Here is a 23,915-nt window from a genome sequence, read left to right as displayed (position 1 = left end):
AAAGATTTTCGTGCCGTAAAGCCGTCAATTAGTGGTGCTCCACCCAGCAGGCCAGGATCGTCGTCGAAAGCTGGTAGGCCAGGGCGTTGCGGGTGATGCTGTCCGGCCCCAAGGTGGGGGGAAGGCCTGACGCGTCTACGTGCAGCACGAAGCTGTCCTTCTGGAAGACGGCGGATCCGTCACCGGTTTCGTAAGCCGGAAACCCAAGATTTGCCAGGCCTTCGATGGGTTTTGCGCCTTTTGCGAGGGCCTGCATTGCGGTGAAGTACTTGAGTGCCGATGCCTTGTCCGCCGTTTCCTGTACAGAAATGACCAGTGCTCCCTCGGCCAGATGGTAGGTGCAGGTGAAGGTGCTGTCCGCCCAGCTGTCTACGGTGTGCGGGTTCGAAGCCAGGTCAAGGATGGACCGCAGCCTCTCCTTCGGCTGGTCGCCGCAAACCATCAGGGCAGCAGCGCTCGGGCCGGCCGCCGGCGGACCAGGGGATGCTGATTCCTGGGCGTGGTGGCCGGCGCCGTGGTGGCCCGCCTCCGGTGACGTTGCCGGCGGGGCCGCCGTCGAACTGCCCGGAGCCGGGGTGACGGATCCCGCCGCTGTTGCACAGCCGGAAAGCAGAAGGGTGCACAGGGCCACGGAGGCCAGCAAGGACTTGTGCTGTTTCATGGCGCATCCAATTCTGCCGGCCCCTGGGAGCGGGGTGCGCGGCTGTTGTCAGGCTTTGAGCTTGGCGTAGATCACGTAGTTGTCATCGAAGAGCCCCGTTGCGGGGTCGTAGCCGTCGCAGGTGATGAGCCGAAGCTCTGCACCGGCAGTGTTGCCGTAAACCTCGAGGGTGGGGAATTCGTTTTTGGAGTAAAGGGCCCCGTGGTCGACGGTGAAGACGGCAGTGCTGCCATCGGCCCGTGAAACGTTGACCTCGGCACCGGGCCCGAGCTTCCGGAGGTCAGCAAACACACCCTTGTGCCCTCCGAGGGCGTTGACGTGGCCCAGGATCACCGAGGGGCCCCGTTCGCCGGGCGTGGGGGAACCGTTGTACCAGCTGGCCGGTGCGCCGTTGCCCACATCCTCCGGCACTTTCAGCGAACCGTTCTCCTCCAGTCCCAGGTGGAGAAGGTCCGTCCGCACCCCGATGGAAGGAATGCTCAGGACAGCAGGAGGCGAGGCATCCAGCACGGCCGGCGGCTGCGGCGCAGCCGGGGCCTCTGGTGGAGAAGGGGCTGCTGGTGGAACAGGGGGCGCCGGTGCTGTTGATGTAACCGCGGGGGAAGCCACTTGTGGTGCGGAGGCGGAAGGGGAAGGCTTGGGGTCTGAAGTAGTGGCGCTCCCGGCGGCACAGCCCGCCAGGGAAAGCGCGAGCAGAACCCCGGCCACCGCAGAGGCCCCGGGACCTCCACGGCGGCCGAAATTCCTTGATGTCACAGAATTGATCCGTTCAGCCTTGGCTATGCTGCCGCGTTGCGGCGGCGGACGGCGTAAGCTCCGCCTGCGAGGGCAACCAGGGCCAGGCCGCCGCCGATGGCGAGGGCGCCTGTGTCGGTGCCAGAGCCGGGTTCAGAGGGGATGCCGGTGTTGGCGCCGCCTGCAGGCATCTTCATTTGGCCGGCCGTCAGCGTTCCGCACAGGGCGGGGGACGTAGCCGCCAGCGGCAGTGATGGAACCAGATCACTCTTGGCGGCCTGGCCTGCGGCGCTGAGGGTGGCGGGGTCAAGGCCGTGGACCACAACCACTGCCGTTCCGGATTCCAGGGCCGCCTTGGTTTCGGCGTTCAGTTCGAACGTGCGGTCCACCGTATAGGAAGCGCCCTGTCCGGCGACCTTCAGGTCAAGGCCTGCTGCCTTACTGGTATCGCCGCTGGTGGAAAGGGTGGTGACGATGCCACCGTATGAGGGTGCGCCCTCGGTGGTGGAGATGACTTTGTCGCCGTCCTTGTCCGCAGAAGGGTCGGGGCAGACGCCCTTGGCCCCGCCGTGGATGTGCTGGACGTGGGGGTACGGCGCATCCATGAAGGTGGCGGGCAGGCCCGACACCTTGAGGACGACGTGGGCCTGGTTGCCCATGACATCAACTGTGACGGTGCCCGATCCGGCGCTGCCGTTGATCTGCTTCAGCGTTGACTGGTATGAGCCGTCGGCGGCCATTGCAGGGGAACCGGACAGGGCGAGTGCGGCGAGGGCAAGGGTGGGGACTGCCATAAAGCGAAGTGACTTATTCATTCGGAAAATCTCCTCATTCACGTCCGTGTGATGTTGGCGTCCCCAGAGAGGAGACACCGGTACTTCGCGGCGGCACCATCAGCGGATGGGTGTGGACGTGGCCTGATTCACTTTTTCCGTGTGGTCATTGCTCTTTTGATGGAGGCTGTGGCGGTCACTTCACCATCAGCGTTCCCGTCATTCGGGAATGGAAGCTGCAAACGAACCCGTACTCCCCGGGTGAGTCGGGCGCTTTGAAAATTGCGGTTTCACCGGGATCGACCGCAACGTCGAACCCGCCATGGTCCTTTGCCGTCACCGTGTGCGGGGCGCTGTCGGCGTTCGTCACCGTCACCATCGATCCCGGTCTGACCGTGGTGGGGACCTCGAACTTGAAATTCCGTATCGTGATCACCGAAGTGGCGGCTTGCGCCGATCCCTCCGCCGACGATCTGGGGGAACCAGCTGAAGGCGTGGCAGGAGTATTCCCACTCCCGGCAGCGCACCCGGTGATCCCGCCCAAGGCGATGGCCACGGTGACGGCCCGGATCCAAGAAGAAGCTTTCATGGCAATCCCTTTCAGGAGGGATGCGTCCGTTGCCCGCCGGATGGCGGGCCTTCAGGAAACTACCCTGTGCGCCCTATTCGTTGCCCCCGGCCTCCAGGATGGGGGGTCAGTTCGCCACCGTAAAGGGCACAACCATCACCCCGGAGTTGGTGGAGCCCAGCTTGTCGTCCCGGCAGGACGTCCGCAGGTGCAGCTTGTGCACGCCGTTGGCCAGGCCACGGGTGTCGATCGCGAGGGGAGCGGCCCCGAAGGGCTCGGGTCCGAAGGCGCCCGCCGAGTCCCAGAGGACCAGCCCCGGGTTGGCCGGAACCGCGTGGAAGTCCGGGTCTACCGAGATGAAGGAGTGGGTAGCCGGCCGCGAGCCGTCCGTGTGGCTGGTCAGGCCCACGAGGGGAGCCCAGACTCCCGACACCGGTCCGTCGGGAAGGGGCAGGCTGCGGACCGAGGACTCGCAGTATCCGGCGTGGGTGTACCAGCCCTTGCCCCGCAGGAAGGGGTCCCTGGTCACGTCGGACGCGGACTTGCCGTTCTGGATGTTGACCTGCCAGTTGAAGTTGGCCCTCATTTCGTTGCCGTCCGGCTCGGAAACGAACCCGCGGAAGCGGACCTCCTGCGTGCCTGAGTGGTTGAAGCCGGAGATGGGTGCGGAGAAGGTAAGCCAGCGCTCGCAGGTGCCGGTGCATGTGAAGTCGCCCCCGCCGGAACCGGCCGGGCCCGGGCAGCTGAAGTCAGGTGCCGTGGCCCGCAGGTAGCATTTCTGGACGGTGGTTTCCCGGTCCGAGGTTTTGAACACCATGGCCACGTAGTCGGCGGTGCCCGGGTTGTCGTGAAGGATCACCCGGACGTTCACGGTGAGGTTGCCCGAGCTGATCGTTTCCCGTTCCGGGACGCAGGCCCCCAGGTGGAGGTGGCCGGTGTTGGTGACGGAGTTGTTGGCCTGGTCAGCGTCCGGCATCCACCACGACTGCGTATCCACGAACTGCCGGGTCTCCGCGTACACGGTGCCGTCGGCAGGCGGCGCACCCATGCACAGCCCGGCCGCAGCCCTGGCGGTACCGGGACTCAACCCGGTCATGGCAATGAAGGCCAGCGCAACAGCAGATACCAGGGCAAGGAACCGTCTCAAGAGCATCCATCCTTCACGGAGAAACTGCGCGCATTGCTGTCGCCGGCATCGGAACGCCGAACCATGGGATGTTTCGTTATTTGGGCCCGGTAGGGCGTGGAAAGTATAAGACCGGACTCATCGCCAAAACCAGAGTTGACAGGCCATTACGACGGCGGCACGCACCTTTTGCGGGACCTGATGGGGCGTTTGGGGAAAGGGTGCAGGAAGTGATGGGGGATTGCGGGAAAGGGGGCAGGAAGTGATGGGGCGTCGCGAGGGGGAGGGGGACGCTTGACGAGGTCCGGCGCTCCCGCATATCCTGAACGAACGGTCGGTAAATAATTCGGCACGTCCCAGACGGTCTTTGCATAGGAGCAACCATGGCAGCGCAGAACCTGCAGTCAGTGCCCGCTGAGCTAACCCCGGAAGAAGAAGCCGCAGGCCAGGCCCACTTCGACCGGATCATCGCCGAGGACTCGCGCATCGAGCCCCGCGACTGGATGCCCGCGGCCTACCGCAAGACCCTGCTGCGCCAGGTGTCCCAGCACGCGCACTCCGAGATCATCGGCATGCAGCCGGAGGCCAACTGGATCTCCCGCGCCCCCAGCCTGAAGCGCAAGGCCATCCTCATGGCCAAGGTCCAGGACGAGGCCGGCCACGGGCTCTACCTCTACTCCGCCGCCGAGACCCTTGGACAAACAAGGGACAAGATGATGGACGACCTCATCGCCGGCAAGGCCCGCTACTCCAGCATCTTCAACTACCCGGCCCTGACCTGGGCGGACATGGGCGCCATCGGCTGGCTGGTGGACGGCGCAGCCATCTGCAACCAGGTCCCGCTGTGCCGCGCCTCCTACGGACCCTACGGCCGCGCCATGGTGCGCATCTGCAAGGAGGAGTCCTTCCACCAGCGTCAGGGCTTCGAGATCCTCCTCGAACTCTCCAACGGCACCCCCGAGCAGAAGCAGATGGCCCAGGACGCCGTGAACCGCTGGTACGCCCCGGCCCTGATGATGTTCGGCCCGCCGGACGACGATTCCCCCAACTCCAAGCAGTCCATGGCCTGGAACATCAAGCGGTTCAGCAATGACGAGCTCCGCAGCCGCTTCGTGGGCATGATGGTGGAGCAAGTCAGGGTCCTGGGCCTCACCCTCCCCGATGACCAGGTCCGCTTCAACGAGGACACCAAAAAGTGGGAGCACGGCCCGCTGGACTGGCACGAGTTCCAGGAAGTCCTGGCCGGCCGCGGTCCCTGCAACGCCCAGCGCCTCGAGCGGCGGAGGGCAGCGCACGACGACGGCGCCTGGGTCCGCGAGGCAGCGGCGGCTTACGCAGCAAAACAGTCAGCAAAGCAGCAGAAGGAATACGCAGCATGAGCCCGCACGGCAACCCGGAAACCCCGGCCAGCTCCGCCACCGAGATCAACCGCGAAGCACCCAAAGCGTCCCCAGCCCCGCAGGAGCACCATGACAAGAGCGCCTGGGGCCTCTGGGAGGTCTTCGTCCGGTCCAGCCGCGGCCTGAGCCACGTCCACGCCGGATCCCTGCATGCCCCGGATGCCGCCATGGCCCTCCGCAACGCACGGGACCTCTACACCCGCCGCAACGAGGGCGTCTCCATCTGGGTGGTCCCCGCGGACGCCATCGCCGCCAGCGATCCCGACTCCAAGGGATCCTTCTTCGAGTCCCCGCAGGGCAAGGACTACCGGCACGCCACGTACTACACCAAGAGCGAAGGGGTGAAGCACCTGTGAGCACCCCCGAAACCAGCACCCACGAAACCACCGGCCACGGCGACATCTCCACCGGTGTGGCCGGCGGCGACTCCAACGCCTCCGCCACCCGCATCACCCCCGGCAACGCCCTGCGCCCGGAGGACATCGCCCTCGAGGTCCGCACCGGCCTGGTGAAGCCCTCGGAGGACATCGCCGAGTACGCCCTCCGCTTGGGCGACGACGCCCTGATCCTGGCCCAGCGCCTGGGCCACTGGATCTCCCGCGCCCCCGAGCTGGAGGAGGACATCGCCCTGGGCAACATCGCCCTGGACCAGCTGGGCCACGCCCGCAGCTTCCTTACCTACGCCGGCGCCGCGTTCACCAACGAGGACGGCTCGGCCAAGTCCGAGGATGACCTGGCGTACTTCCGCCGCGAGCACGAGTTCCGCAGCGTCCAGCTGTTCGAGCAGCCCAACGGCGACTTTGCGGCCACCATCGCCCGCCAGTTCGTGGTGAGCTACTACCAGTACGAGCTCTACCGCCGCCTCACCGGATCCACGGACGCAACCCTGGCCGCCATCGCCGCCAAGGCGGTCAAGGAAGTGGACTACCACCGGGACCACAGCGCCCAGTGGGTGCTGCGCCTGGCCGGCGGCACCGAGGAATCCCGCAAGCGGATGATCCACGGCCTGCGCCTCATATGGCCGTACGTCAACGAACTGTTCCAGGACGATGACCTGACGCAGCGCCTCGCTGAGGCGGGTGCCGCCGTCGCGCCTTCCTCGCTCCGGGAGGACTTTGACCGCCTCACCGCAGAAATTCTCACCGAGGCGGAACTGGAAGTTCCGGACGTGCCCGCAGCCCCGGGCGGCGGCCGGTACGGCAAGCACTCGGAGTACCTGGGCTACATCCTTGCGGAGATGCAGGTGCTGGCCCGCGAGCATCCCGGGGCCAGCTGGTGACAGCCATGTACATCTCGGACTTCGAAAGCCGCACCCGGACCCCGCAGCAGCGGGCCTGGGACATCGCGGCCACCGTGGTGGATCCGGAGATCCCGGTGCTCACCATCGCGGACCTGGGCATCCTGCGCAACGTGGACGTGCAGGGCAACACGGTCACCGTGACCATCACGCCCACGTACTCGGGCTGCCCCGCCATGGATGCCATCCGCGACGACGTCTACGCCGCCTTCAAGAAGGAGGGCTACGCGGACGTGCACGTGGACCTGGTCCTGGCCCCGGCGTGGACCACGGACTGGATGACGGAGGCCGGAAAGCAGAAGCTGCAGCAGTACGGCATCGCCCCGCCCACCGGGCACAGCAAGGCCGGCGGCCACTCCGGCCCCGTCCGGCTGAGCCTGGCCGTGAAGTGCCCGCAGTGCAACAGCCTCAACACCAAGGAACTCACCCGCTTCGGTTCCACGTCCTGCAAGGCCCTCTATGTGTGCCAGGACTGCAAGGAACCGTTCGACTACTTCAAAGTCCTGTAAGGAAGCCCCATGCCTGTTGTCCGCCAGACCGCCGCCGAAGAGGCTGAGCTGACCGGCCGCCGTCGTCCGTCCTTCCACACCCTCACGGTGAAGGAGGTGCGCCGGCTCACCGATGATGCCATCGAGGTCAGCTTCCACGTGCCGGCGGAGCTCGCCGGCAAGTTCGATTACCTGCCCGGCCAGTATGTGGCCCTGCGCACCACGCTGCCGGATGAGAACGGCGAGCCCAAGGAGATCCGCCGCAGCTACTCCATCTGCGCCGAGCCGCGCAGCTTCGCGGACGGCACCAGCGAGATCCGCGTGGCCATCAAGAAGGACCTGGGCGGGCTGTTCTCCACGTGGGCCAACGCCGAGCTGAAGGCGGGGGACACCCTGGACGTGATGAGCCCCATGGGCGCGTTCGTGTCCAAGCACGGCCGGGACGGTGTGGCCGTGGAGCAGAACGTCATGAACTCCATGAACCACCCGGAGGACCTGGCGGGGGAGCCGGGGAATTTCGTGGCCATCGCGGCCGGGTCCGGCATCACCCCGGTGATCGCCATCGCCCGGACGCTGCTGGCCGCCAACCCGGACACCCGGTTCGACCTGATCTACGCCAACAAGGCCGCCATGGACGTGATGTTCCTGGAGGAACTGGCGGACCTGAAGGACAAGTACCCGCAGCGGCTGGCCATCCACCACGTGCTCTCCCGCGAGCAGCGGATCGCGCCGCTGCTTTCCGGCCGGATCGACGCGGAGAAGCTTCAGCAGCTGCTGGGCACCGCCCTGCACGCTGACGATGTGGACGAATGGTTCCTGTGCGGGCCGTTCGAACTGGTTCAGCTGTGCCGCGACACCCTGGCCGAGCGCGGGGTGAAGCCGGAGAACATCCGGTTCGAGCTGTTTACGTCCGGCAAGCCGGACCGTCCGGAGGGGCAGGCCGGCCGTCCCGTGGTGGTGGACGAGTCCAAGGAGACGTACAAGATCACGTTCAAGCTGGACGGCCTGCAGGGCGAGGTGGCCAGCCCCACCCACGCCCGCGAGTCCATCCTCAACGCGGCGCTGCGGGTCCGCCCGGACGTGCCGTTCGCGTGCGCCGGCGGAGTGTGCGGCACCTGCCGCGCCAAGGTGGTCGCCGGCAGCGTGACCATGGACGAGAACTACGCGCTGGAGCAGGATGAGCTGGACAGGGGCTACGTCCTGACCTGCCAGAGCCACCCCACCAGCAAGGAAGTCACGGTCGACTTCGACGTCTAAGCCGTTCCCCCGCTTGACCGCCCGAACATAGGAGTTCCATGATTTCCCTTTCCATCAGCAACGGTGTTGCAGAAGTCGTCTTGGACGCGCCGCAGAAGCTGAACTCGCTGGATGAGCAGGCGCTGCGGGATTTAGCACAGGCGTACGACGACGCTGCTGTCGCCGCCTCACGCGGTGAGGTGCGGGCGCTGCTGCTGAGGGGAGAGGGCCGCGCCTTCTGCGCGGGCCGGGACATCGCGGGGGTCACCCCGGAGAGCGACGACGCCGCAGCGTACCTGGGCGGGCTGGTGGAGCCTTTGCTGAAGAAGATGGCTTCCTTTCCCGCTCCTACGTTTGCGGCCGCACAGGGGGCCTGCCTGGGCGTGGGGCTGGGGCTGCTGCTGGCCACGGACGTGGTGTACGTGGCGGAGAACGCCAAGTTCGGGTCGCCGTTCGCCAAGCTGGGCGCCACGCTGGATTCGGGCGGCCACTGGTACTTCACGGAGCGGCTGGGCATGCACCGGACGCTGGACCTGATCTACACGGCGGACCTGATCTCCGGCGCCGAGGCGGTGGCACAGGGGATGTTCAGCCGTGCCATGCCGGCCGCCGAGCTGCTGGACTCCACGCGGGCGATCGTTTCGCGCGTGGCCGCCGGCGCCACCGAGGCATTCGTTGCCTCCAAGGAGCTGGTGGCGCACATCCGTGACCAGCGCCTGGGCCTGTGGCAGGCCATGCAGGAGGAAAACGAGGAGCAGGCACGGCTCTGCAAAACCGACGACTATGCGGAGGGTTTCCGGGCCTTCCAGGAGAAGCGCGAGCCGAAATTCACCGGCGGCCACTGATTACACCTCCTCGATTGGTCCGCAACTGTCCTTTCCGGGGCCGAAAACGGCAGTTACGGAGCAATCGATGAGGCTGGAGGTCCGCCGCCGCATTGGCGCCGGGCCTCCAGCCGTCTAACGGTTGAAACCGCCCAGGCAGGTACCCCTACCGGGCCGCCATCTCCGATTCCAGTAGCTCGTAGGCCGGTGTGGTGAGGAAATCGGTGTAGTTCTCGGACAGGCAGATCCGGGAAATGATGCCGGATGCCGGTCCGTAGTACCGGTTGAACAGATCGTCGCCCACCTCGTTCCGGAGCTTTTCCGTTTCCTCGGCCAGCAGGCGCTCAACCAGTTCGCGGGTTGCCGTGTTCCCCGTGTCGGCGAAGACTACCCCGTTGCGGATTTGCTGCCAGACCTGCGACCGGGAGATTTCGGCCGTCGCGGCATCCTCCATCAGGTTGTGGATGGCAACTGCCCCGTTCCCGGACAGCCACACTGCGGTGTAGGCGATGGAAACGTACAGGTTCCCGCGGAGACCGGCTTCGGTGGCGTCGCCGGGTGCTGACTCGATGTCGAGCAGTTGTTCGGCGGTGACGTGGACCTCTGGGCGGGTCCGCTGCACCTGGTTGGGGGCGTCTCCCAGGACCTGGTCGAATACCTCCATGCAGATGGGAACGAGGTCTGGGTGTGCAACCCAGGAGCCGTCGAATCCGTCGTTGGCCTCGCGGGTCTTGTCTGCCCGTACTTTTGCGAACGCCTCTTCCGTGACTTCCGGCTCGCGGCGGTTCGGAATGACTGCTGCCATGCCACCCATAGCAAACGCGCCGCGCTGGTGGCATGTCTTGACCAGCAGTTCGGTGTAGGCGCGCATAAAGGGAACGGTCATCGATACCGCTGCACGGTCAGGCAGGGTGAATTTCGAACCGGAATCGCGGAAATACTTGATGATGCTGAACAAGTAGTCCCAGCGCCCCGCGTTGAGGCCGGAGGCGTGGTCCCGCAGTTCATACAGGATCTCGTCCATCTCGAAGGCCGCGGGAATGGTTTCCACCAGGACGGTGGCCCGGATGGTTCCCTGCGGGATGCCGAGGGCGTTCTGTGCGAAAACGAAGATGTCGTTCCACAGCCGGGCTTCAAGGTGGCTTTCCATCTTCGGCAGGTAGTAGTAGGGGCCGTGGCCGTTCTCAAGGAGCTGCCTGGCGTTGTGGAAGAAGTGCAGTCCAAAGTCCACCAGGGCGCCGATGGCGGGCTTGCCGTCGAATTCCAGGTTCCGCTCCTCCATGTGCCAGCCGCGGGGGCGCATGATGACGACGGCGGTGGGCGCGTCGGTTCGAAGGGCGTACGTCTTGCCCTCGGGGGACGTGTAGGCCAAGGTTCCGCGTGCGGCGTCGTACAGCGAGAGTTGGCCGTCGATGACGTTGAACCAGGTGGGGCAGCTGGCGTCCTCCAGGTCTGCCAGCCATACTTTTGCCCCCGAATTCAGGGCGTTGATCGCCATCTTGGCGGGGGAGCAGGGGCCGGTGATTTCCACCCGGCGGTCCTGGAGGGCGGGCGGCGCCGAGGCAACGGTCCAGTCGCCGTCGCGGACGGCTGCTGTCTCCGGCAGGAAGTCCAGGGTTCCGGTCTTTGCGGCTTCTGAACGGCGCTCCTGCCGTGCAGCAAGGCGGGCATCGCGTTCGGCGGCGAAGCGTCCATGGAGTGCGGCGAGGAACTCCAGGGCGTCCGGTGTCAGGATTTCGGCGGCGCGGTCAAAGGGCAGGGCAGCGGTTCGGGTCAGGGGCATTGCTTGGTCCTTTCGAGGAGTTTCACGATACGGACATTATGTTCTGCCAGATGAAAAAACAAGAGCTTCAGAATAATCGGTCAGACCATTGACTAGCGGTCAGACCAATACATACAGTTTGTCCACGAGGCAATATCTCAATCTCACATTGTGGAATTCCCGCTCGGCGTTTCTTATCCCATTCATCGCGCCCCACCCTCCCCGCTCCAAATACAAAGGAGTTTTTTGTGAGCACTTACCAGCAAGTCGTGGACCCCCTCTGGGGTTCACTCGGCCTGTCCGCGCTCTGCGCGGCGTTGCCGTTGATTCTCCTGTTTGTCCTGCTGGGCGTCTTCCGGGTGAAAGCGGCCAAAGCCGCGATCGCCAGCCTGGCGCTGTCCATCATCCTGGCCCTGATGGTCTGGCGTATGCCTGTGGACCAGGTCTTCAGCGCCACGGCAGAAGGAGCCTTCTACGGTCTGTTCCCCATCCTGTGGATCCTCATTAACGCGCTCTGGCTCTACAAACTCACGGTGGCCACGCCTTGGTTTGATGCCCTGGGCCGGACCATCCGCTCCATCTCCAACGATCTGCGGATCCTGTCGATCCTGATTGCGTTCTGCTTCGGCGCGCTCCTCGAATCACTCGCCGGTTTCGGCGCCCCGGTTGCCATCACGTCGGCGATGCTGATGGCCGCCGGCATGAAACCGCTGAAATCCGCCATCGTCTCGCTTTTGGCCAACACCGCGCCGGTGGCCTTCGGTGCCATGGCCGCGCCCATCATCGCCCTGAACGGCGTGACCGGCCTGTCGCTGCACGACCTGTCCTCGATGGCCGGCCGCCAGACCCCCTTCATCGCCCTCATCGTGCCGCTGCTCCTGGTCTTCATCGTGGACGGCAGGCGCGGCCTCAAGCAGACCTGGCCCGTTGCACTGGTGGCCGGCGCAGTCTTTGGCATCTTCCAGTTCATCACGTCCAACTTCATCGCTGTGGAACTGACCGACGTCGTGGCTGCTGTGGCTACCGTGGCCGCCGTGCTGCTGATGCTCCGTGTCTGGCAGCCGCGGGAAATCATTGATATGTCCGGGCAGTCCGGAGGGTCAGGCGATCTTGAGGAAGGACGTCCGTCCGGCCCATCATCCTCAAGCCGCGGTTCGGCAAGGATACCGGCATCCGCATCGGTTACGGAGGCTGTCTCCGCGGCTGCGACCACCCGGGTCGCGGTGCGGCACAGCGCCACGGAGCGGCCCGTCCGCCGGGAAATCTGGATGGCTGTGGCGCCCTACCTGATCATCATGGCCGTCTTCTCCATCGCCCAGATCCCCGCAGTCAAGGACTGGCTGAGCGCCAACGGAAGCATCAGCTTCGCCTGGCCGGGCCTGGACGTCGTGGACGCCGGCGGGAAGCATGTTGCCGCGCAGAAGCTCAAGTTCGACCACCTCAAAGCCACCGGAACCCTGCTTCTGGTCTCCGGCCTCATCACCATGATCCTGTACCGCCTGTCGGCAGCCCAGGGCCTGCGCATTTACTGGGAAACCCTGAAGCAGCTGCGCTGGACCATCCTCACGGTCACCACCGTCCTGGCCCTGTCCTTCGTCATGAACCTGTCCGGACAGACCACCTCCCTGGGCCTCGCCCTCGCGTCCGCCGGCGGCTTCTTCGCCTTCCTCTCGCCGCTGATTGGCTGGATCGGGGTTGCCCTTACCGGATCGGATACCTCGTCCAACTCACTCTTCGGGCAGATGCAGGCCACCGCCGCCGCGCAGACCGGCCTCCCGCCGGTGCTGATGGCTGCCTCCAACTCCTCGGCCGGCGTGATGGGCAAGATGCTTTCGCTGCAAAACCTGGCCGTCGCCTCAGCGGCGGTTGGCCTGGAGGGCGCCGAGGGCACGCTGTTCCGCAAGCTGATCGGCTGGAGCCTGGGCCTGCTGGCCCTGATCACGGTGCTGATCGTCCTGCAGTCCACCCCGGTACTCGGCTGGATGATCCCCTAGCCGGCGCCACCTTGCACACCGGGAATACGGCCGGGCGGAGCGGTTCCGCCCGGCCGGGTGCCCAAAGAACCCACCCTAGAAAACAAAGAGGTTTCCTTCCCATGAGTACAACTACAGCTGTCACAGCATCAGCAGCGCTTTTGGCTGCAAGCGCTCACACCTCCACAGACCTGGATGAGCGGGTCAGGGTAAGCACGGACCGTTCCGGCTACGTTCCGCCGAGCCTGCCCGACGGCGTCGTTTATGCCACCAGTGCCGAAGAAGTTGTGGCAACCATGAAGCTTGCCGCGGCCCACAATGTCCCGGTGGTTCCCCGGGGAGCCGGAACGGGCCTTGCCGCCGGAGCTTCCGCGCAGGCCGGGGAAGTAGTCCTTGACCTGGCCCGGATGAACCGGATCCTGCACATCGATCCCGTGGAGCAGTTGGCCGTGGTTGAACCCGGCGTCCTCAACGCGGAGGTGAACGCGGCCGCGGGGGAGCATGGACTCTTTTATGCGCCGGACCCGGCCAGCACGGCAATCTGCTCCATCGGCGGCAACATTGCCACCAATGCCGGCGGAATGTGGTGCGCAAAATATGGTGTTACACGGGAATCCGTGCTCGCCCTCCGCGTGGTCCTGCCCGACGGCCGGGTGCTGCGGACCGGGCGGAACACCATCAAGGGCGTCACGGGGTACGACCTGAACGCGCTGATGATCGGCTCCGAGGGAACGCTGGGCGTGGTGGTCGAAGCTACGCTCCGTCTGCGGCCCAAACCCATCCAGACCGCCACCGTCGCCGCCTATTTCCCGGACGTGGACGCCGCCGCGCTGGCAGCATCCGCCATCATCGCCGCCCGGCTGCAGCCCTCGGTGCTGGAACTCATGGACGGCCCCACGCTGGAAGCCGTCGATACCGTGCATGGCACCAACCACCGGTCCAAGGGCGGCGCCTTCCTGCTGGCGCAGACTGACGGGTACGGCGCGTTCCTTGAGCAGGACGTCCTCCTCAAAGCCATTGAACCCTTCGCCAGTCACGTCGAGAAAGCAGTGGACACGTCGGCAGCGGACGCGCTCGTGGCCACCCGGCGGGAAGCGATTCCCTCGCTTGAGACGTTGGGCCGCGTGTCCATTTGCGACATCGGCGTGCCGCGGAACCGGCTGGCAGATGTCTTTGCGGGGCTGGAGGACATCTCCCGGAAGACGGGGGTCCGGATCTTCAATGTGGCCCACGCAGCGGACGGCAACCTGCACCCGATGATCGTCGTCAACCCCGACCAATCCATCACGGAAGGACCGGCCAAAAAGGCCCTTGGCGACATGTTCTACCTGGCACAGCGCCTGGGCGGCACGCTGACCGGGGAACACGGCGTCGGCCTGCTCAAGCGCGATTGGCTCGAGGACGAGCTCGGCAGCACCTCGCTGGAACTCCAGCGCGCCATCCGCAATGTCTTCGACCCCCAGGGAATCCTCAATCCCGGCAAGGCAATCTGAGCCGGACAACCCGTCCCACGGTTCCTTGATCCGCTTCTGTCCTGCTGCGCCGGTTCTCCGTGGCGCAGCAGGACAGAATGCAGGTGCTGGTTGTTAGGGCAGGATGGATCCATGACCAAACCTTCGGTGGCACCGGGATCCAGGCGGACGTACGACGTCCTGGTAGAGGATATTGAGGCGGGGCTGCGCTCTGGCCGGTTCAAAATCGGGGATCAGCTGCCAGGTGAACGGATACTGGCGGAAACCTACGGCATTTCGCGCGCTTCAGTGCGCGAAGCCATGCGCCTGCTGGACGCCATGGGGGTCCTTCGAAGTTCCAACAGGTCCGGCCCCAAGTCTGGCTCGGTCATCGTTTCCGAGCCGTCAGCCGGCTTGTCCGCCACCCTACGCCTGCACATTGCCAGCAGCCGTCTTCCGGTTGCGGAGATCGTCGAAGCCCGGATTCTTCTGGAAACCTGGGCAGCCAGGACGGCGGCCCTGCACGACGACCCGGCCGGGATCCAGCGGGCCAGGGAACTGCTCGAGGCCATGGATGCCCCGGACATCGATCCGGAAACATTCCACGCCCTCGACGCGGAGTTCCACCTGGCCCTCAGTGCCATGGGCGGTAACACGGTTATCGAAACGATCATGGAGTCGCTCAGCGGCTCAATCCGGGGCTACCTCAAGGACGCCCTGGATGCCCTTGGGCAGTGGCCCATGGTGCTGGAGCAGCTGAGGGCCCACCACCACGGGATCTTCGATGCTGTGGAGGCAAAGGACGCCGAGCGCGCCGCGGAGCTGCTGCGGAGCCATATCGCATGGCTGTACGAACAGACAGCTGACAGGTTGCGCTGAGTTACTGCCGCACCGGCATGGACGGCAGGTCCGCTTCCGGGCCCGCCTCGCCGCCCATCGCGGCCACCAGGCGCTCGCGCGCGCGTCCCAGGTGCTGGTCCAGGAGCTGGGCGGCCTCTTCGCCTTGTCCGGCCTCGATCAGCTTCAGGAGCTTTTCGTGTTCAGCCTGGATCAAAGTGGTGTCCAGGAGGTGCAGCGACTGTACCCGGGACATGCACAGGCGTACTTCGGCCACGAGTGACGAGTACATCCTGCTGATCCGCTCGTTCCCCACGGCGTCGATCAGGCTGGTGTGGAACCGCATGTCCGGTTCCACCACGTCCAGCGGCGCTCCGGTGGCCAGCGCAGCGATATCCCGGTTGGCCTGTACCGCCCCGGCGGGCACTGTGCGTGCGGCGGCGAGCCGGCGAAGCACTTCGCTCTCCAGGTACGCCCGGGCCAGGTAGATGTCCCGCACCGATTCCGGTCCCAGGTCCGCCACCCGCGCGGTCTTGTGCGTGCCGCGAACCAGCAGGCCCTCGGCCACCAGCTTCTCGATGGCTGCCTTCGCGGTGGGGCGAGCGACGTCGTAGGACGTGGCCACGTCGGTCTCCGTCAGCGCGTGGGCGGAGGGTAGCTCGCCGGAGAAAATGCGGAGCCGCAGATCCGAAGCCACCGCTTCCACAATCGAGACAGCTGCAATACGGCCGGCCACAGATCTCCGTTCCAACAAATAAGTTTCGAGCAAACAAGGGGCGTCTCCATCCCATTTTGCCAGACAAGTATTCATCGCTCTTGACGGACATGTGTACTTGTTAGACAATCGATGAGTCGTCACGCCGATGTGGCGCCGCTCACCATCTGGAGTCCAATGTTTCAGCAGATCCTTGACCCCATCGCCGGGTCCCTCCTGCTTTCCGCCCTGTGCGCGGCCCTTCCCCTGGTCCTGCTGTTCGTCCTGCTGGGCGTCTTCCGGGTCAAGGCCGCCAAAGCTGCCATCGCCAGCTTGGTCCTGTCCTTCGTCCTGGCCGTCGCAGGCTGGCAGATGCCCCTGGACCAGGCCCTCAGCGCCACCGCCGCGGGCATCTTCTACGGGCTGTTTCCCATCCTGTGGATCCTCGTCAATGCGCTCTGGATCTACAAGCTCACCGTGGCCACGCACTGGTTCGACGCCCTGGGCCGGACCATCCGCTCCATCTCCAACGACCTGCGGATCCTCTCGATCCTGATTGCGTTCTGCTTCGGTGCGCTCCTCGAATCGCTGGCAGGCTTCGGCGCGCCCGTCGCGATCTCCGCAGCCATGCTGATGGCCGCCGGCATGAAACCGCTCAAGTCCGCCGTCGTCTCGCTGTTGGCCAACACCGCCCCGGTAGCCTTTGGCGCCATGGCCGCGCCCATCATCGCCCTGAACGGCGTCACCGGCCTGCCGCTGCACGACCTCTCTTCGATGGCCGGCCGCCAAACCCCCTTCATTGCCCTCATCGTGCCGCTGCTTCTGGTCTTCATCGTGGACGGCAGACGCGGCCTCAAGCAGACCTGGCCCGTTGCGCTGGTGGCCGGCGCCGCGTTCGCCGCCGCGCAGTTCATCACCTCCAACTTCCTCGCCGTGGAACTGACCGACGTGGTGGCCGCGGTGGTCACGGTGGCTGCGGTGCTGCTGATGCTGAAGGCCTGGCAGCCGAAGGAGTCGGTGCGCGTGGAAGGATCGGTACAGGATGTGTCGGTTCCAGCCATGGCCGGCCGAAAGAGTGCGGTCGGCAACGGCACGCAGGTAAGCACGACGGCGGGTGCCCGGCACGGGAGCGTTCCGGACCATTCCGGAGTCCCCACGGACAATTCCCGCCCGGCGCCCCGTGAGGTGTGGCTCGCCGTCGCGCCCTACCTGATCATCATCGCCGTGTTTTCCATCGCCCAGATCCCGTTCATCAAAACCTGGCTGGGGCTGGTGGGCACGGTGACGTTCGCCTGGCCCGGCCTGCACATTGAGGACTCGGAGGGCAAAGCGGTAGCGGCCACCAAGTTCAAGCTGGACCACCTCAAATCCACCGGGACGCTGTTGTTGCTCTCCGGCCTGCTCACCATGGCGCTGTACAGAATCCCGGTTGGCAAAAGCCTGCGCGTCTATTGGGAAACCCTGAAGCAGTTGCGCTGGACCATCGTCACGGTCACCACCGTCCTGGCCCTGTCCTTCGTCATGAACCTGTCCGGGCAGACCACCACGCTGGGATTCGCCCTTGCCTCGGCCGGCGGCTTCTTCGCCCTCCTTTCGCCGCTGATCGGCTGGATCGGCGTGGCCCTCACCGGCTCGGACACATCATCCAACTCCCTCTTTGGCCAGATGCAGGCCACCGCCGCCGGGCAGACCGGACTCTCGCCGGTACTGATGGCCGCCGCCAACTCCTCGGCCGGCGTCATGGGCAAGATGCTCTCCCTGCAGAACCTGGCCGTCGCCGCCGCCGCGGTGGGGCTGGAAGGCGCAGAGGGAACCCTGTTCCGGAAGCTGATCGGCTGGAGCCTGGGCCTGCTGGCCCTCATCACGGTACTGATCTTCCTGCAATCCACCCCCCTACTCGGCTGGATGGTTCCCTGATGCAGAAACTCGAATTTTTCCGGCAGGCCGTGGCCGATCCTGCACAGGTGAAGACCCGCGCCATCGACCTGCACGCCAACGCCCATGACGCCTCGCACTTCCTGCTCATCCCCCAGGCGGTGGCCGTGGCCAAGGACGCCGGGGAGGTGGGCGCGCTGCTCCGGGCCAGCGCGGCGCAGGGCGTTCCGCTCACCCTTCGTTCCGGCGGCACCAGCCTTAGCGGACAGGCCGTCACGGACGGCGTGCTGGTGGACGTGCGCCGCAACTTCCGGGATGTTGAAGTGCTCGACGGCGGTGCGCGGGTCCGCGTGCAGCCGGGAGTCACGGTGCGGGCCCTGAATGCGCGGCTGGCGCCCTACGGGCGCAAGTTCGGGCCGGACCCGGCCAGCGAGGCCGCGTGCACCATCGGCGGCGTGGTGGCGAACAACTCCTCGGGCATGAACTGCGGAACGGTGGACAATGCTTACCGCACGCTCGAGTCGCTCACCGTGGTGCTGCCGTCCGGGACGGTAATTGACACCGGGGCAATGGACGCGGACACCCGGCTGCGGACGCTGGAACCGGAACTGTATGACGGCCTGGTGCAGCTCGCGGCAAGGGTGCGGGGGAACAGCGATTCCGTGAACCGCATCAGGCAGCAGTTCAGCATGAAGAACACCATGGGCTACGGCCTGAACTCCCTGCTGGACTACACGCGCCCGGTGGAAATGCTGGCGCACCTGATCGTCGGCAGCGAAGGCACCCTGGGCTTCGTGGCAGAGGCGGTGTTCCGGACCATCCCGCGGCTTTCGCACTCCGCCACCGGCTTGCTTGTCTTCCCGGACCTGCAGGCCGCCAACGCGGCGTTGCCGGCGCTGGTGGACACCGGCGCCGCCACGGTGGAACTCCTGGACGCGCTCTCGCTCAAGGTGGGCCAGACGCTGAAGGGAACTCCCGCCGTCGTACGCGACCTTGCGGTGCGCGAACACGCGGCGCTGCTGGTGGAATACTCCGCCGGGCAGCCGGACCAGGTTGCGGCCCTGCGTGAGGTGGGCGAACGCGCCCTCGCCGGCCTCAAGCTGGCGGCCCCGGCGCAGTTCACTGCTGATGCGTCCGCCCGCGCCCAGCTGTGGCACCTGCGCAAGGGCCTGTACGCCTCCGTGGCGGGTGCCCGGCCGCAGGGGACCACGGCACTGCTGGAGGACATTGTGGTGCCGGTCCCGGTCCTGGGCCGCACGTGCCGTGAATTGATAAGGCTGTTCGACAAGTACCGGTACGAAAACAGTGTGATCTTTGGGCATGCGAAGGACGGCAACGTCCACTTCATGCTTACGGACGGCTTCGCCACGGCGGAGGAGCTGGACAGGTACAGTGCGTTCACCGAGGACATGGTGGACCTGGTCCTGGGGGAGGGCGGCTCGCTCAAGGCGGAGCACGGCACCGGCCGGGTGATGGCACCGTATGTGCGGCGGCAGTACGGGGACGAGCTGTACGGCGTAATGCGCCGGATCAAGGAGCTGTTCGATCCCGCCGGCATGCTCAATCCCGGCGTGCTCATGGACGATGATCCCAAGGCGCATCTGCGGCACATCAAGACGGCGCCGCCGGTGGCTGAGGAAGTGGACCGCTGCGTCTCCTGCGGGTACTGCGAGCCGGTGTGCCCCAGCAAGGACCTGACCCTGACGCCCCGCCAGCGCATCGTCACCCTGCGCGCCATCGAGGCCGCACGGCTCGCCGGCGACACGGCGTTGGTTGAAGAGCTGGAGCGGGACTACGACTACGAGTCCGTGCAGACCTGCGCCGTGGACGGCATGTGCCAGACGGCCTGCCCCGTGGACATCAACACCGGCTTGCTGGTCAAGCGGTTGCGCCGCGAGGACGCCGGTCCGGTGGCCAACGCGGCCTGGAACGCTGCGGCCAGGCACTGGGGCGGGGTCACGCGCGGGGCTTCGCTGGCCCTGACCGTGGTGGACAGGCTTCCGGCCCCGGCCGTCGTGGCGCCCAACAAGGCGGCGCGTGCGGTGCTGGGCACGGACACGGTGCCCCTGTACTCGCCCGAACTGCCCGGCGGCGGTTCCGCACGCAAGCGCCCGACGCCGGACCGGGCACCGGACGCCGTCTACTTCCCCGCCTGCGTGGGGACGATGTTCGGGCCGGCCGGTGCGGGTTCCCAACCCGGTGGTCCCGCTGGCGGACGGGGCGTCCAGTACAGCCTGGAGCAGCTGTGTGAACGGGCCGGGATCACGCTGCTGGTCCCGGAGGGCATCGATTCCCTCTGCTGCGGGACCCCGTGGTCTTCGAAGGGAATGGGGGCCGGCCAGGCGACCATGAAGGAGAAGACCCTGGCAGCGCTGCGGGAGGCAACCCGGGACGGCGAGCTGGCCATCATCTGTGACGCGTCGTCCTGCACCGAGGGCCTCCGGCAGGTGGTGGAAGCCGACGACCCGCTGGTAGGTCAGCGGCCGTTGCGGATCGAGGATGCCGTGGACTTCGTCGCCGAGCGCATCCTGCCCAGGCTGCCGGAGCACGCAAAGCTCGAGTCCCTGGCCTTGCACCCCACCTGCTCTTCCACACGGATGGGGATCAACGGTGCCTTGGAATCGGTGGCCCAGGCCGTGGCGGAGAAGGTGGATGTGCCGGTGAACTGGGGCTGCTGCGCCTTCGCGGGGGACCGCGGAATGCTCCACCCCGAGCTCACGGCATCCGCCACCCGGAAGCAGGCTTTGGAAGTGGAGCAACTGGACGCGACGGCGCACGCCTCGTGCAACCGCACCTGCGAGCTGGGCATGACCCGCGCCACGGGCCAGGACTACCGGCACGTGCTGGAACTGCTGGAAGAGGTCACGCGATAGGGAAACGGTACCTTCCCGCCACGTGCGCTCCCGGGCAGCAGCGGATCGCCCCGCTGCCGGTCGTCCCGTGGTGGTGGATGAGTCCAAGGAGACGTGACCATGGACGAGAACTACGCGCTGGAGCAGGATGAGCTGGACAGGGGCTACGTGCTGACCTGCCAGAGCCACCCCACCAGCAAGGAAGTCACGGTCGACTTCGACGTCTAGGTTGTTACTCACTAAAGGAGCCCCATGATTTCCCTTTCCTTCAGCAACGGTGTTGCAGAAGTCGTCCTGGACGCACCCCACAAGCTGAACTCGCTGGATGAGCAGGCGCTGCGGGATTTAGCACAGGCGTACGACGACGCTGCTGCCGCCGCCTCACGCGGTGAGGTGCGGGCGCTGCTGCTGAGGGGAGAGGGCCGCGCTTTCTGCGCGGGCCGGGACATTGCGGGGGTCACTCCGGAGAGCGACGACGCCGCGGCGTACCTGGGCGGGCTGGTGGAGCCGCTGCTGAAGAAGATGGCCGCTTTCCCCGCGCCGACGTTCGCTGCGGCGCAGGGGGCTTGCCTGGGTGTGGGGCTGGGGCTGCTGCTGGCCACGGACGTGGTGTATGTGGCGGAGAACGCGAAGTTCGGCTCGCCGTTCGCCAAGCTGGGCGCCACGCTGGATTCGGGCGGCCACTGGTACTTCACGGAGCGGCTGGGCATGCACCGGACGCTGGACCTGATCTACACGGCGGACCTGATCTCGGGCGCCGAGGCGGTGGCACAGGGGATGTTCAGCCGGGCCATGCCGGCCGCCGAGCTACTGGACTCCACTCGGGCCATCGTTTCGCGCGTGGCTGCCGGCGCCACCGAGGCGTTCGTTGCCTCCAAGGAGCTGGTGGCGCACATCCGTGACCAGCGGCTGGGCCTGTGGCAGGCCATGCAGGAGGAAAACGAGGAGCAGGCGCGGCTCTGCAAAACCGACGACTACGCGGAGGGTTTCCGGGCCTTCCAGGAGAAGCGCGAACCGAAATTCACCGGCGGTAAATTGCCTTTGTCTGCCGCTGATTTGTAAGGTTCAGCTATGACTAAGGGGAAAGCTATTACCAAAGCCGTCATTCCTGCTGCCGGATTGGGGACACGCTTCCTGCCCGCCACCAAGGCAATGCCGAAGGAAATGTTGCCGGTGGTTGATCGCCCGGCCATCCAGTATGTGGTGGAGGAAGCGATTGACGCAGGCCTCACGGACCTGCTGATGATCACGGGCCGCAACAAGCGCGCCCTGGAGGACCACTTTGACCGCGAGCCGGGCCTGGAGGCCGCGCTCGAAGCCAAGGGGGACAAGGACAAGCTGGGCCTGGTGGAGTACGCCTCCAACCTGGGCCCCATCCACTATGTCCGCCAGGGCGAGGCCAAGGGCCTGGGCCACGCGGTCCTGTGCGCCCAGCAGCACGTGGGTGACGAGCCGTTCGCCGTCCTGCTGGGTGACGACCTCATCGACGAGGCAGAGACCCTCCTGAGCACCATGATGGAGGTGCAGCAGAAGACCGGTGGTTCTGTGATCGCTTTGATCGAAGTTGATCCGTCGCAGATCAGTGCCTACGGCTGCGCAGACATCACTGCCGTGGATGGCGAGGACTACGTGCGCGTCAACAGCCTGGTGGAGAAGCCGGCCGTCGGCGAAGCTCCGTCCAACCTAGCCGTGATCGGACGCTACGTGCTGCACCACTCCGTGTTCGGGGTTCTTGAGAACACCGAACCGGGCCGCGGCAACGAGATCCAGTTGACGGACGCCCTGCAGACCCTTGCCGCCGGCGAGGGCGAGGGCTCCGGCGTTTACGGCGTGGTCTTCAAGGGCCGCCGTTACGACACCGGCGACAAGCTCAGCTACCTCAAGGCCGTGATCACCCTCGCGTCCGAGCGCGTGGAGTTCGGCGAGGACCTGAAGACCTGGATGAAGAACTTCGTCGGCTAGCCCGACTCTCTATTGCTTCTTGGAGGCCCGCTGCCGGAAGGCAGCGGGCCTCTTCTGTGTTTGGGCCGCCAAGGCTGCCAAGAGGCCCCCTATGACAGCTCCTGACGTGTTTGTCACGATGTCTGACGGGCTTGCAAAGCGTTGGTGAAGAAACAGGAGCTGGCCCAGCTCAATGCAGCCGGAAACCAGCAAGCCGAATGCCCCGATCTGCCACCAGCGTTTTTCTGGAAATGCCAACCGGCTCACAAGACCGACTGGCACAAATAGGACGACGTTGGCGGCGGCCTCGATAAATTTGTAATTGAACCAGCCAGGGACGCCACGAACATGGAGGATATGCAGGACCGCTGTGAGCTGTCCCGAAACGAGCTGGTCTACCGGCGACGGCCAAAAGGCAACGAGCGCCAGTGGAACAAGCATGGCTGCCAGAACTGTGCGCCAGAGGCGATAGTTGTAAAGGAATCTCAACCGAACCTCAGGAGGCCCGCAGAAGGGCGAACACGGCAGTCCCGAGGGCTGCTGCGGCCAGGAGTGTAAGGAGCATGTAGTGCAGCACCTGAGGCCGGGGGAGCGGGATGGAAAAGTCGTACTCTCGTGGTGCTCTGCGCCAATGTCTCCCCATAGATCAAATAGATACCACACAAAGCAAAAGGTGGGTGCTTCTCCGTTTCCGGAGAAGCACCCACCTTCGTTGGTGCTGGAAAAGCGTTGTTAGGCAGCAGCCTCTGCCTTGGCGCGGCGGCGGACCACCACTACCGAGGTTGCCCCGGCAGCCAGTGCGCCAGCGCCAACCAAGGTCCAGAGAACCAGGCCGGAGTCGGCACCGGTGTTGGCAAGGCCGCCGGTGTTGGCCAGCGGAGCACCGGCAGCGTTGCCGCCGGTGTTGGCCAGTGAAGCTGCCACGGTAACCGTGACGGGGCCGACGGTGACGCCCGACTGGGTGCCGGTAGCGGTGATGGAGTAGGTCCCAGCTTCGCTGATTGCGATCGGGAGTGCGACAGCGCCCTGGGCGTCTGCAGTAGCGGACAGGTTCTGAGCCTCGGTGACGACGGCGATGCGGGCAGCAACCGCACGGTTACCAACGCCAGCGCCGTTGGAAGCGGGAGCCTGGCCGGGCGTAACGCGGATGATCAGTGGCTCGCCAGCACGGAAGCCCTGGCCGCGGAAGACGAAAGTTTCGCCCGGGCCAACAACACCGTCCGAAACGGCTGCCTGCGGCGGAAGAGCCGGGTAGGTTGCGGCCATGGCGGGAGCTGAGCCGATGAGTGCGATGGAGCCCGCGAGCGCGAGTGCAGCAAAAGTCTTTTTCATGTGTGTCCCCCCGGAGACGTTTAAGTTTTGTGATACCCGATTTCGGGGAAGTGTCCCCTCTACACGAGACCGTGTGCAGAACTACGGATA

The 23,915-nt window shown here is 65.8% G+C and carries 22 protein-coding genes and 1 pseudogene; 14 read left to right on the top strand and 9 right to left on the bottom strand.

What is annotated here, in order from left to right; all coding sequences use genetic code 11:
- Nucleotides 1-28: 28 nt before the first annotated feature.
- From LDO14_RS15950 to LDO14_RS15930, 5 genes are all read right to left on the bottom strand, one after another.
- Nucleotides 29-661: a hypothetical protein gene (locus LDO14_RS15950; protein WP_223992521.1), complete on the bottom strand. Its 633-nt coding sequence runs from the start codon at nt 659-661 to the stop codon at nt 29-31.
- 48 nt (nt 662-709) lie between these two features.
- The gene (locus LDO14_RS15945; protein ID WP_223992519.1) at nt 710-1,171 is read right to left on the bottom strand and encodes a sortase; all 462 of its coding nucleotides are present in this window, start codon (nt 1,169-1,171) and stop codon (nt 710-712) included.
- A gap of 269 nt (nt 1,172-1,440) precedes the next feature.
- Nucleotides 1,441-2,211, bottom strand: coding sequence for a CHRD domain-containing protein (locus LDO14_RS15940; protein WP_026265692.1), 771 nt, complete (start codon nt 2,209-2,211; stop codon nt 1,441-1,443).
- A 154-nt stretch (nt 2,212-2,365) separates the two neighbouring features.
- A complete protein-coding gene (locus tag LDO14_RS15935; RefSeq protein WP_018768765.1) occupies nt 2,366-2,758 on the bottom strand; it encodes a cupredoxin domain-containing protein in 393 nt (130 codons plus the stop codon).
- 106 nt (nt 2,759-2,864) lie between these two features.
- Nucleotides 2,865-3,890 (bottom strand): hypothetical protein, encoded by a 1,026-nt coding sequence (locus LDO14_RS15930; protein ID WP_223992517.1) that lies wholly within the window; start codon nt 3,888-3,890, stop codon nt 2,865-2,867.
- Nucleotides 3,891-4,246: 356 nt separating this feature from the next.
- Between LDO14_RS15930 and paaA the strand changes: the two genes are divergently transcribed.
- The 6 genes from paaA to LDO14_RS15900 are packed head-to-tail and all read left to right on the top strand — an operon-like array spanning nt 4,247 to nt 9,129.
- Nucleotides 4,247-5,242, top strand: a complete 996-nt coding sequence (gene paaA, locus LDO14_RS15925) for a 1,2-phenylacetyl-CoA epoxidase subunit PaaA (RefSeq protein ID WP_223992515.1) — start codon at nt 4,247-4,249, stop codon at nt 5,240-5,242.
- Nucleotides 5,239-5,619 carry a 1,2-phenylacetyl-CoA epoxidase subunit PaaB gene (gene paaB / locus LDO14_RS15920; protein ID WP_223992514.1) on the top strand — a complete coding sequence of 127 codons (381 nt, stop codon included), beginning with the start codon at nt 5,239-5,241 and terminating at the stop codon, nt 5,617-5,619. Before paaA ends, paaB begins: the two co-directional genes overlap by 4 nt.
- Nucleotides 5,616-6,542, top strand: coding sequence for a 1,2-phenylacetyl-CoA epoxidase subunit PaaC (gene paaC, locus LDO14_RS15915; RefSeq protein ID WP_223992513.1), 927 nt, complete (start codon nt 5,616-5,618; stop codon nt 6,540-6,542). The genes paaB and paaC overlap by 4 nt, the downstream gene beginning before the upstream one ends.
- Nucleotides 6,543-6,547: 5 nt before the next feature.
- The gene (gene paaD / locus LDO14_RS15910) at nt 6,548-7,069 is read left to right on the top strand and encodes a 1,2-phenylacetyl-CoA epoxidase subunit PaaD (protein ID WP_223995278.1); all 522 of its coding nucleotides are present in this window, start codon (nt 6,548-6,550) and stop codon (nt 7,067-7,069) included.
- Between the two features lie 9 nt (nt 7,070-7,078).
- The gene (paaE, locus tag LDO14_RS15905; RefSeq protein ID WP_223992512.1) at nt 7,079-8,305 is read left to right on the top strand and encodes a 1,2-phenylacetyl-CoA epoxidase subunit PaaE; all 1,227 of its coding nucleotides are present in this window, start codon (nt 7,079-7,081) and stop codon (nt 8,303-8,305) included.
- 38 nt (nt 8,306-8,343) lie between these two features.
- Entirely contained in the window at nt 8,344-9,129 is a 786-nt protein-coding gene (locus LDO14_RS15900; RefSeq protein WP_223992505.1) for an enoyl-CoA hydratase-related protein, read from the top strand.
- Between the two features lie 145 nt (nt 9,130-9,274).
- Here LDO14_RS15900 and aceB read toward each other — a convergent pair whose 3' ends face one another.
- A complete protein-coding gene (gene aceB, locus LDO14_RS15895; RefSeq protein ID WP_223992503.1) occupies nt 9,275-10,891 on the bottom strand; it encodes a malate synthase A in 1,617 nt (538 codons plus the stop codon).
- Between the two features lie 227 nt (nt 10,892-11,118).
- Between aceB and LDO14_RS15890 the strand changes: the two genes are divergently transcribed.
- From LDO14_RS15890 to LDO14_RS15880, 3 genes are all read left to right on the top strand, one after another.
- Nucleotides 11,119-12,864, top strand: a complete 1,746-nt coding sequence (locus tag LDO14_RS15890) for an L-lactate permease (protein WP_223992501.1) — start codon at nt 11,119-11,121, stop codon at nt 12,862-12,864.
- Nucleotides 12,865-12,965: 101 nt separating this feature from the next.
- A complete protein-coding gene (locus tag LDO14_RS15885; protein WP_026265688.1) occupies nt 12,966-14,336 on the top strand; it encodes an FAD-linked oxidase C-terminal domain-containing protein in 1,371 nt (456 codons plus the stop codon).
- 111 nt (nt 14,337-14,447) lie between these two features.
- Nucleotides 14,448-15,173 carry a FadR/GntR family transcriptional regulator gene (locus LDO14_RS15880; RefSeq protein ID WP_223992499.1) on the top strand — a complete coding sequence of 242 codons (726 nt, stop codon included), beginning with the start codon at nt 14,448-14,450 and terminating at the stop codon, nt 15,171-15,173.
- Between the two features lies 1 nt (nt 15,174).
- On the opposite strand, the gene LDO14_RS15875 is transcribed toward LDO14_RS15880, so the two are convergent.
- A complete protein-coding gene (locus tag LDO14_RS15875; protein ID WP_018768753.1) occupies nt 15,175-15,867 on the bottom strand; it encodes a GntR family transcriptional regulator in 693 nt (230 codons plus the stop codon).
- A gap of 156 nt (nt 15,868-16,023) precedes the next feature.
- Here LDO14_RS15875 and LDO14_RS15870 point away from each other — a divergent pair, with 156 nt between their 5' ends.
- The 5 genes and pseudogenes from LDO14_RS15870 to galU all read left to right on the top strand — a co-directional run bounded on the left by LDO14_RS15870 (nt 16,024) and on the right by galU (nt 22,514).
- Complete coding sequence (locus LDO14_RS15870) at nt 16,024-17,742, top strand: L-lactate permease (RefSeq protein ID WP_223992497.1); 1,719 nt, start codon at nt 16,024-16,026, stop codon at nt 17,740-17,742.
- Entirely contained in the window at nt 17,742-20,573 is a 2,832-nt protein-coding gene (locus LDO14_RS15865) for an FAD-binding and (Fe-S)-binding domain-containing protein (RefSeq protein ID WP_223992495.1), read from the top strand. Before LDO14_RS15870 ends, LDO14_RS15865 begins: the two co-directional genes overlap by 1 nt.
- An 81-nt stretch (nt 20,574-20,654) precedes the next feature.
- A pseudogene (locus tag LDO14_RS15860) lies at nt 20,655-20,780 on the top strand (phenylacetate-CoA oxygenase/reductase subunit PaaK); the annotation flags it as partial.
- A gap of 24 nt (nt 20,781-20,804) precedes the next feature.
- Entirely contained in the window at nt 20,805-21,614 is an 810-nt protein-coding gene (locus tag LDO14_RS15855; protein ID WP_223992493.1) for an enoyl-CoA hydratase-related protein, read from the top strand.
- A gap of 9 nt (nt 21,615-21,623) precedes the next feature.
- On the top strand, nt 21,624-22,514 hold the full coding sequence (galU, locus tag LDO14_RS15850; protein ID WP_134164035.1) for a UTP--glucose-1-phosphate uridylyltransferase GalU: 891 nt from the start codon (nt 21,624-21,626) through the stop codon (nt 22,512-22,514).
- 9 nt (nt 22,515-22,523) lie between these two features.
- On the opposite strand, the gene LDO14_RS15845 is transcribed toward galU, so the two are convergent.
- Both LDO14_RS15845 and LDO14_RS15840 read right to left on the bottom strand, forming a co-directional pair.
- A complete protein-coding gene (locus tag LDO14_RS15845; RefSeq protein WP_223992491.1) occupies nt 22,524-22,934 on the bottom strand; it encodes a VanZ family protein in 411 nt (136 codons plus the stop codon).
- A gap of 291 nt (nt 22,935-23,225) precedes the next feature.
- A complete protein-coding gene (locus LDO14_RS15840) occupies nt 23,226-23,825 on the bottom strand; it encodes an LPXTG cell wall anchor domain-containing protein (RefSeq protein WP_223992489.1) in 600 nt (199 codons plus the stop codon).
- Between the last annotated feature and the right edge of the window lie 90 nt (nt 23,826-23,915).

The organism is Arthrobacter sp. NicSoilB11, assembly GCF_019977375.1.
Taxonomy (GTDB): Bacteria; Actinomycetota; Actinomycetes; order Actinomycetales; family Micrococcaceae; genus Arthrobacter.
The sequence above is the reverse complement of the archived record's forward strand: the minus strand, read 5'-3'. Positions and strand labels throughout refer to the sequence as shown.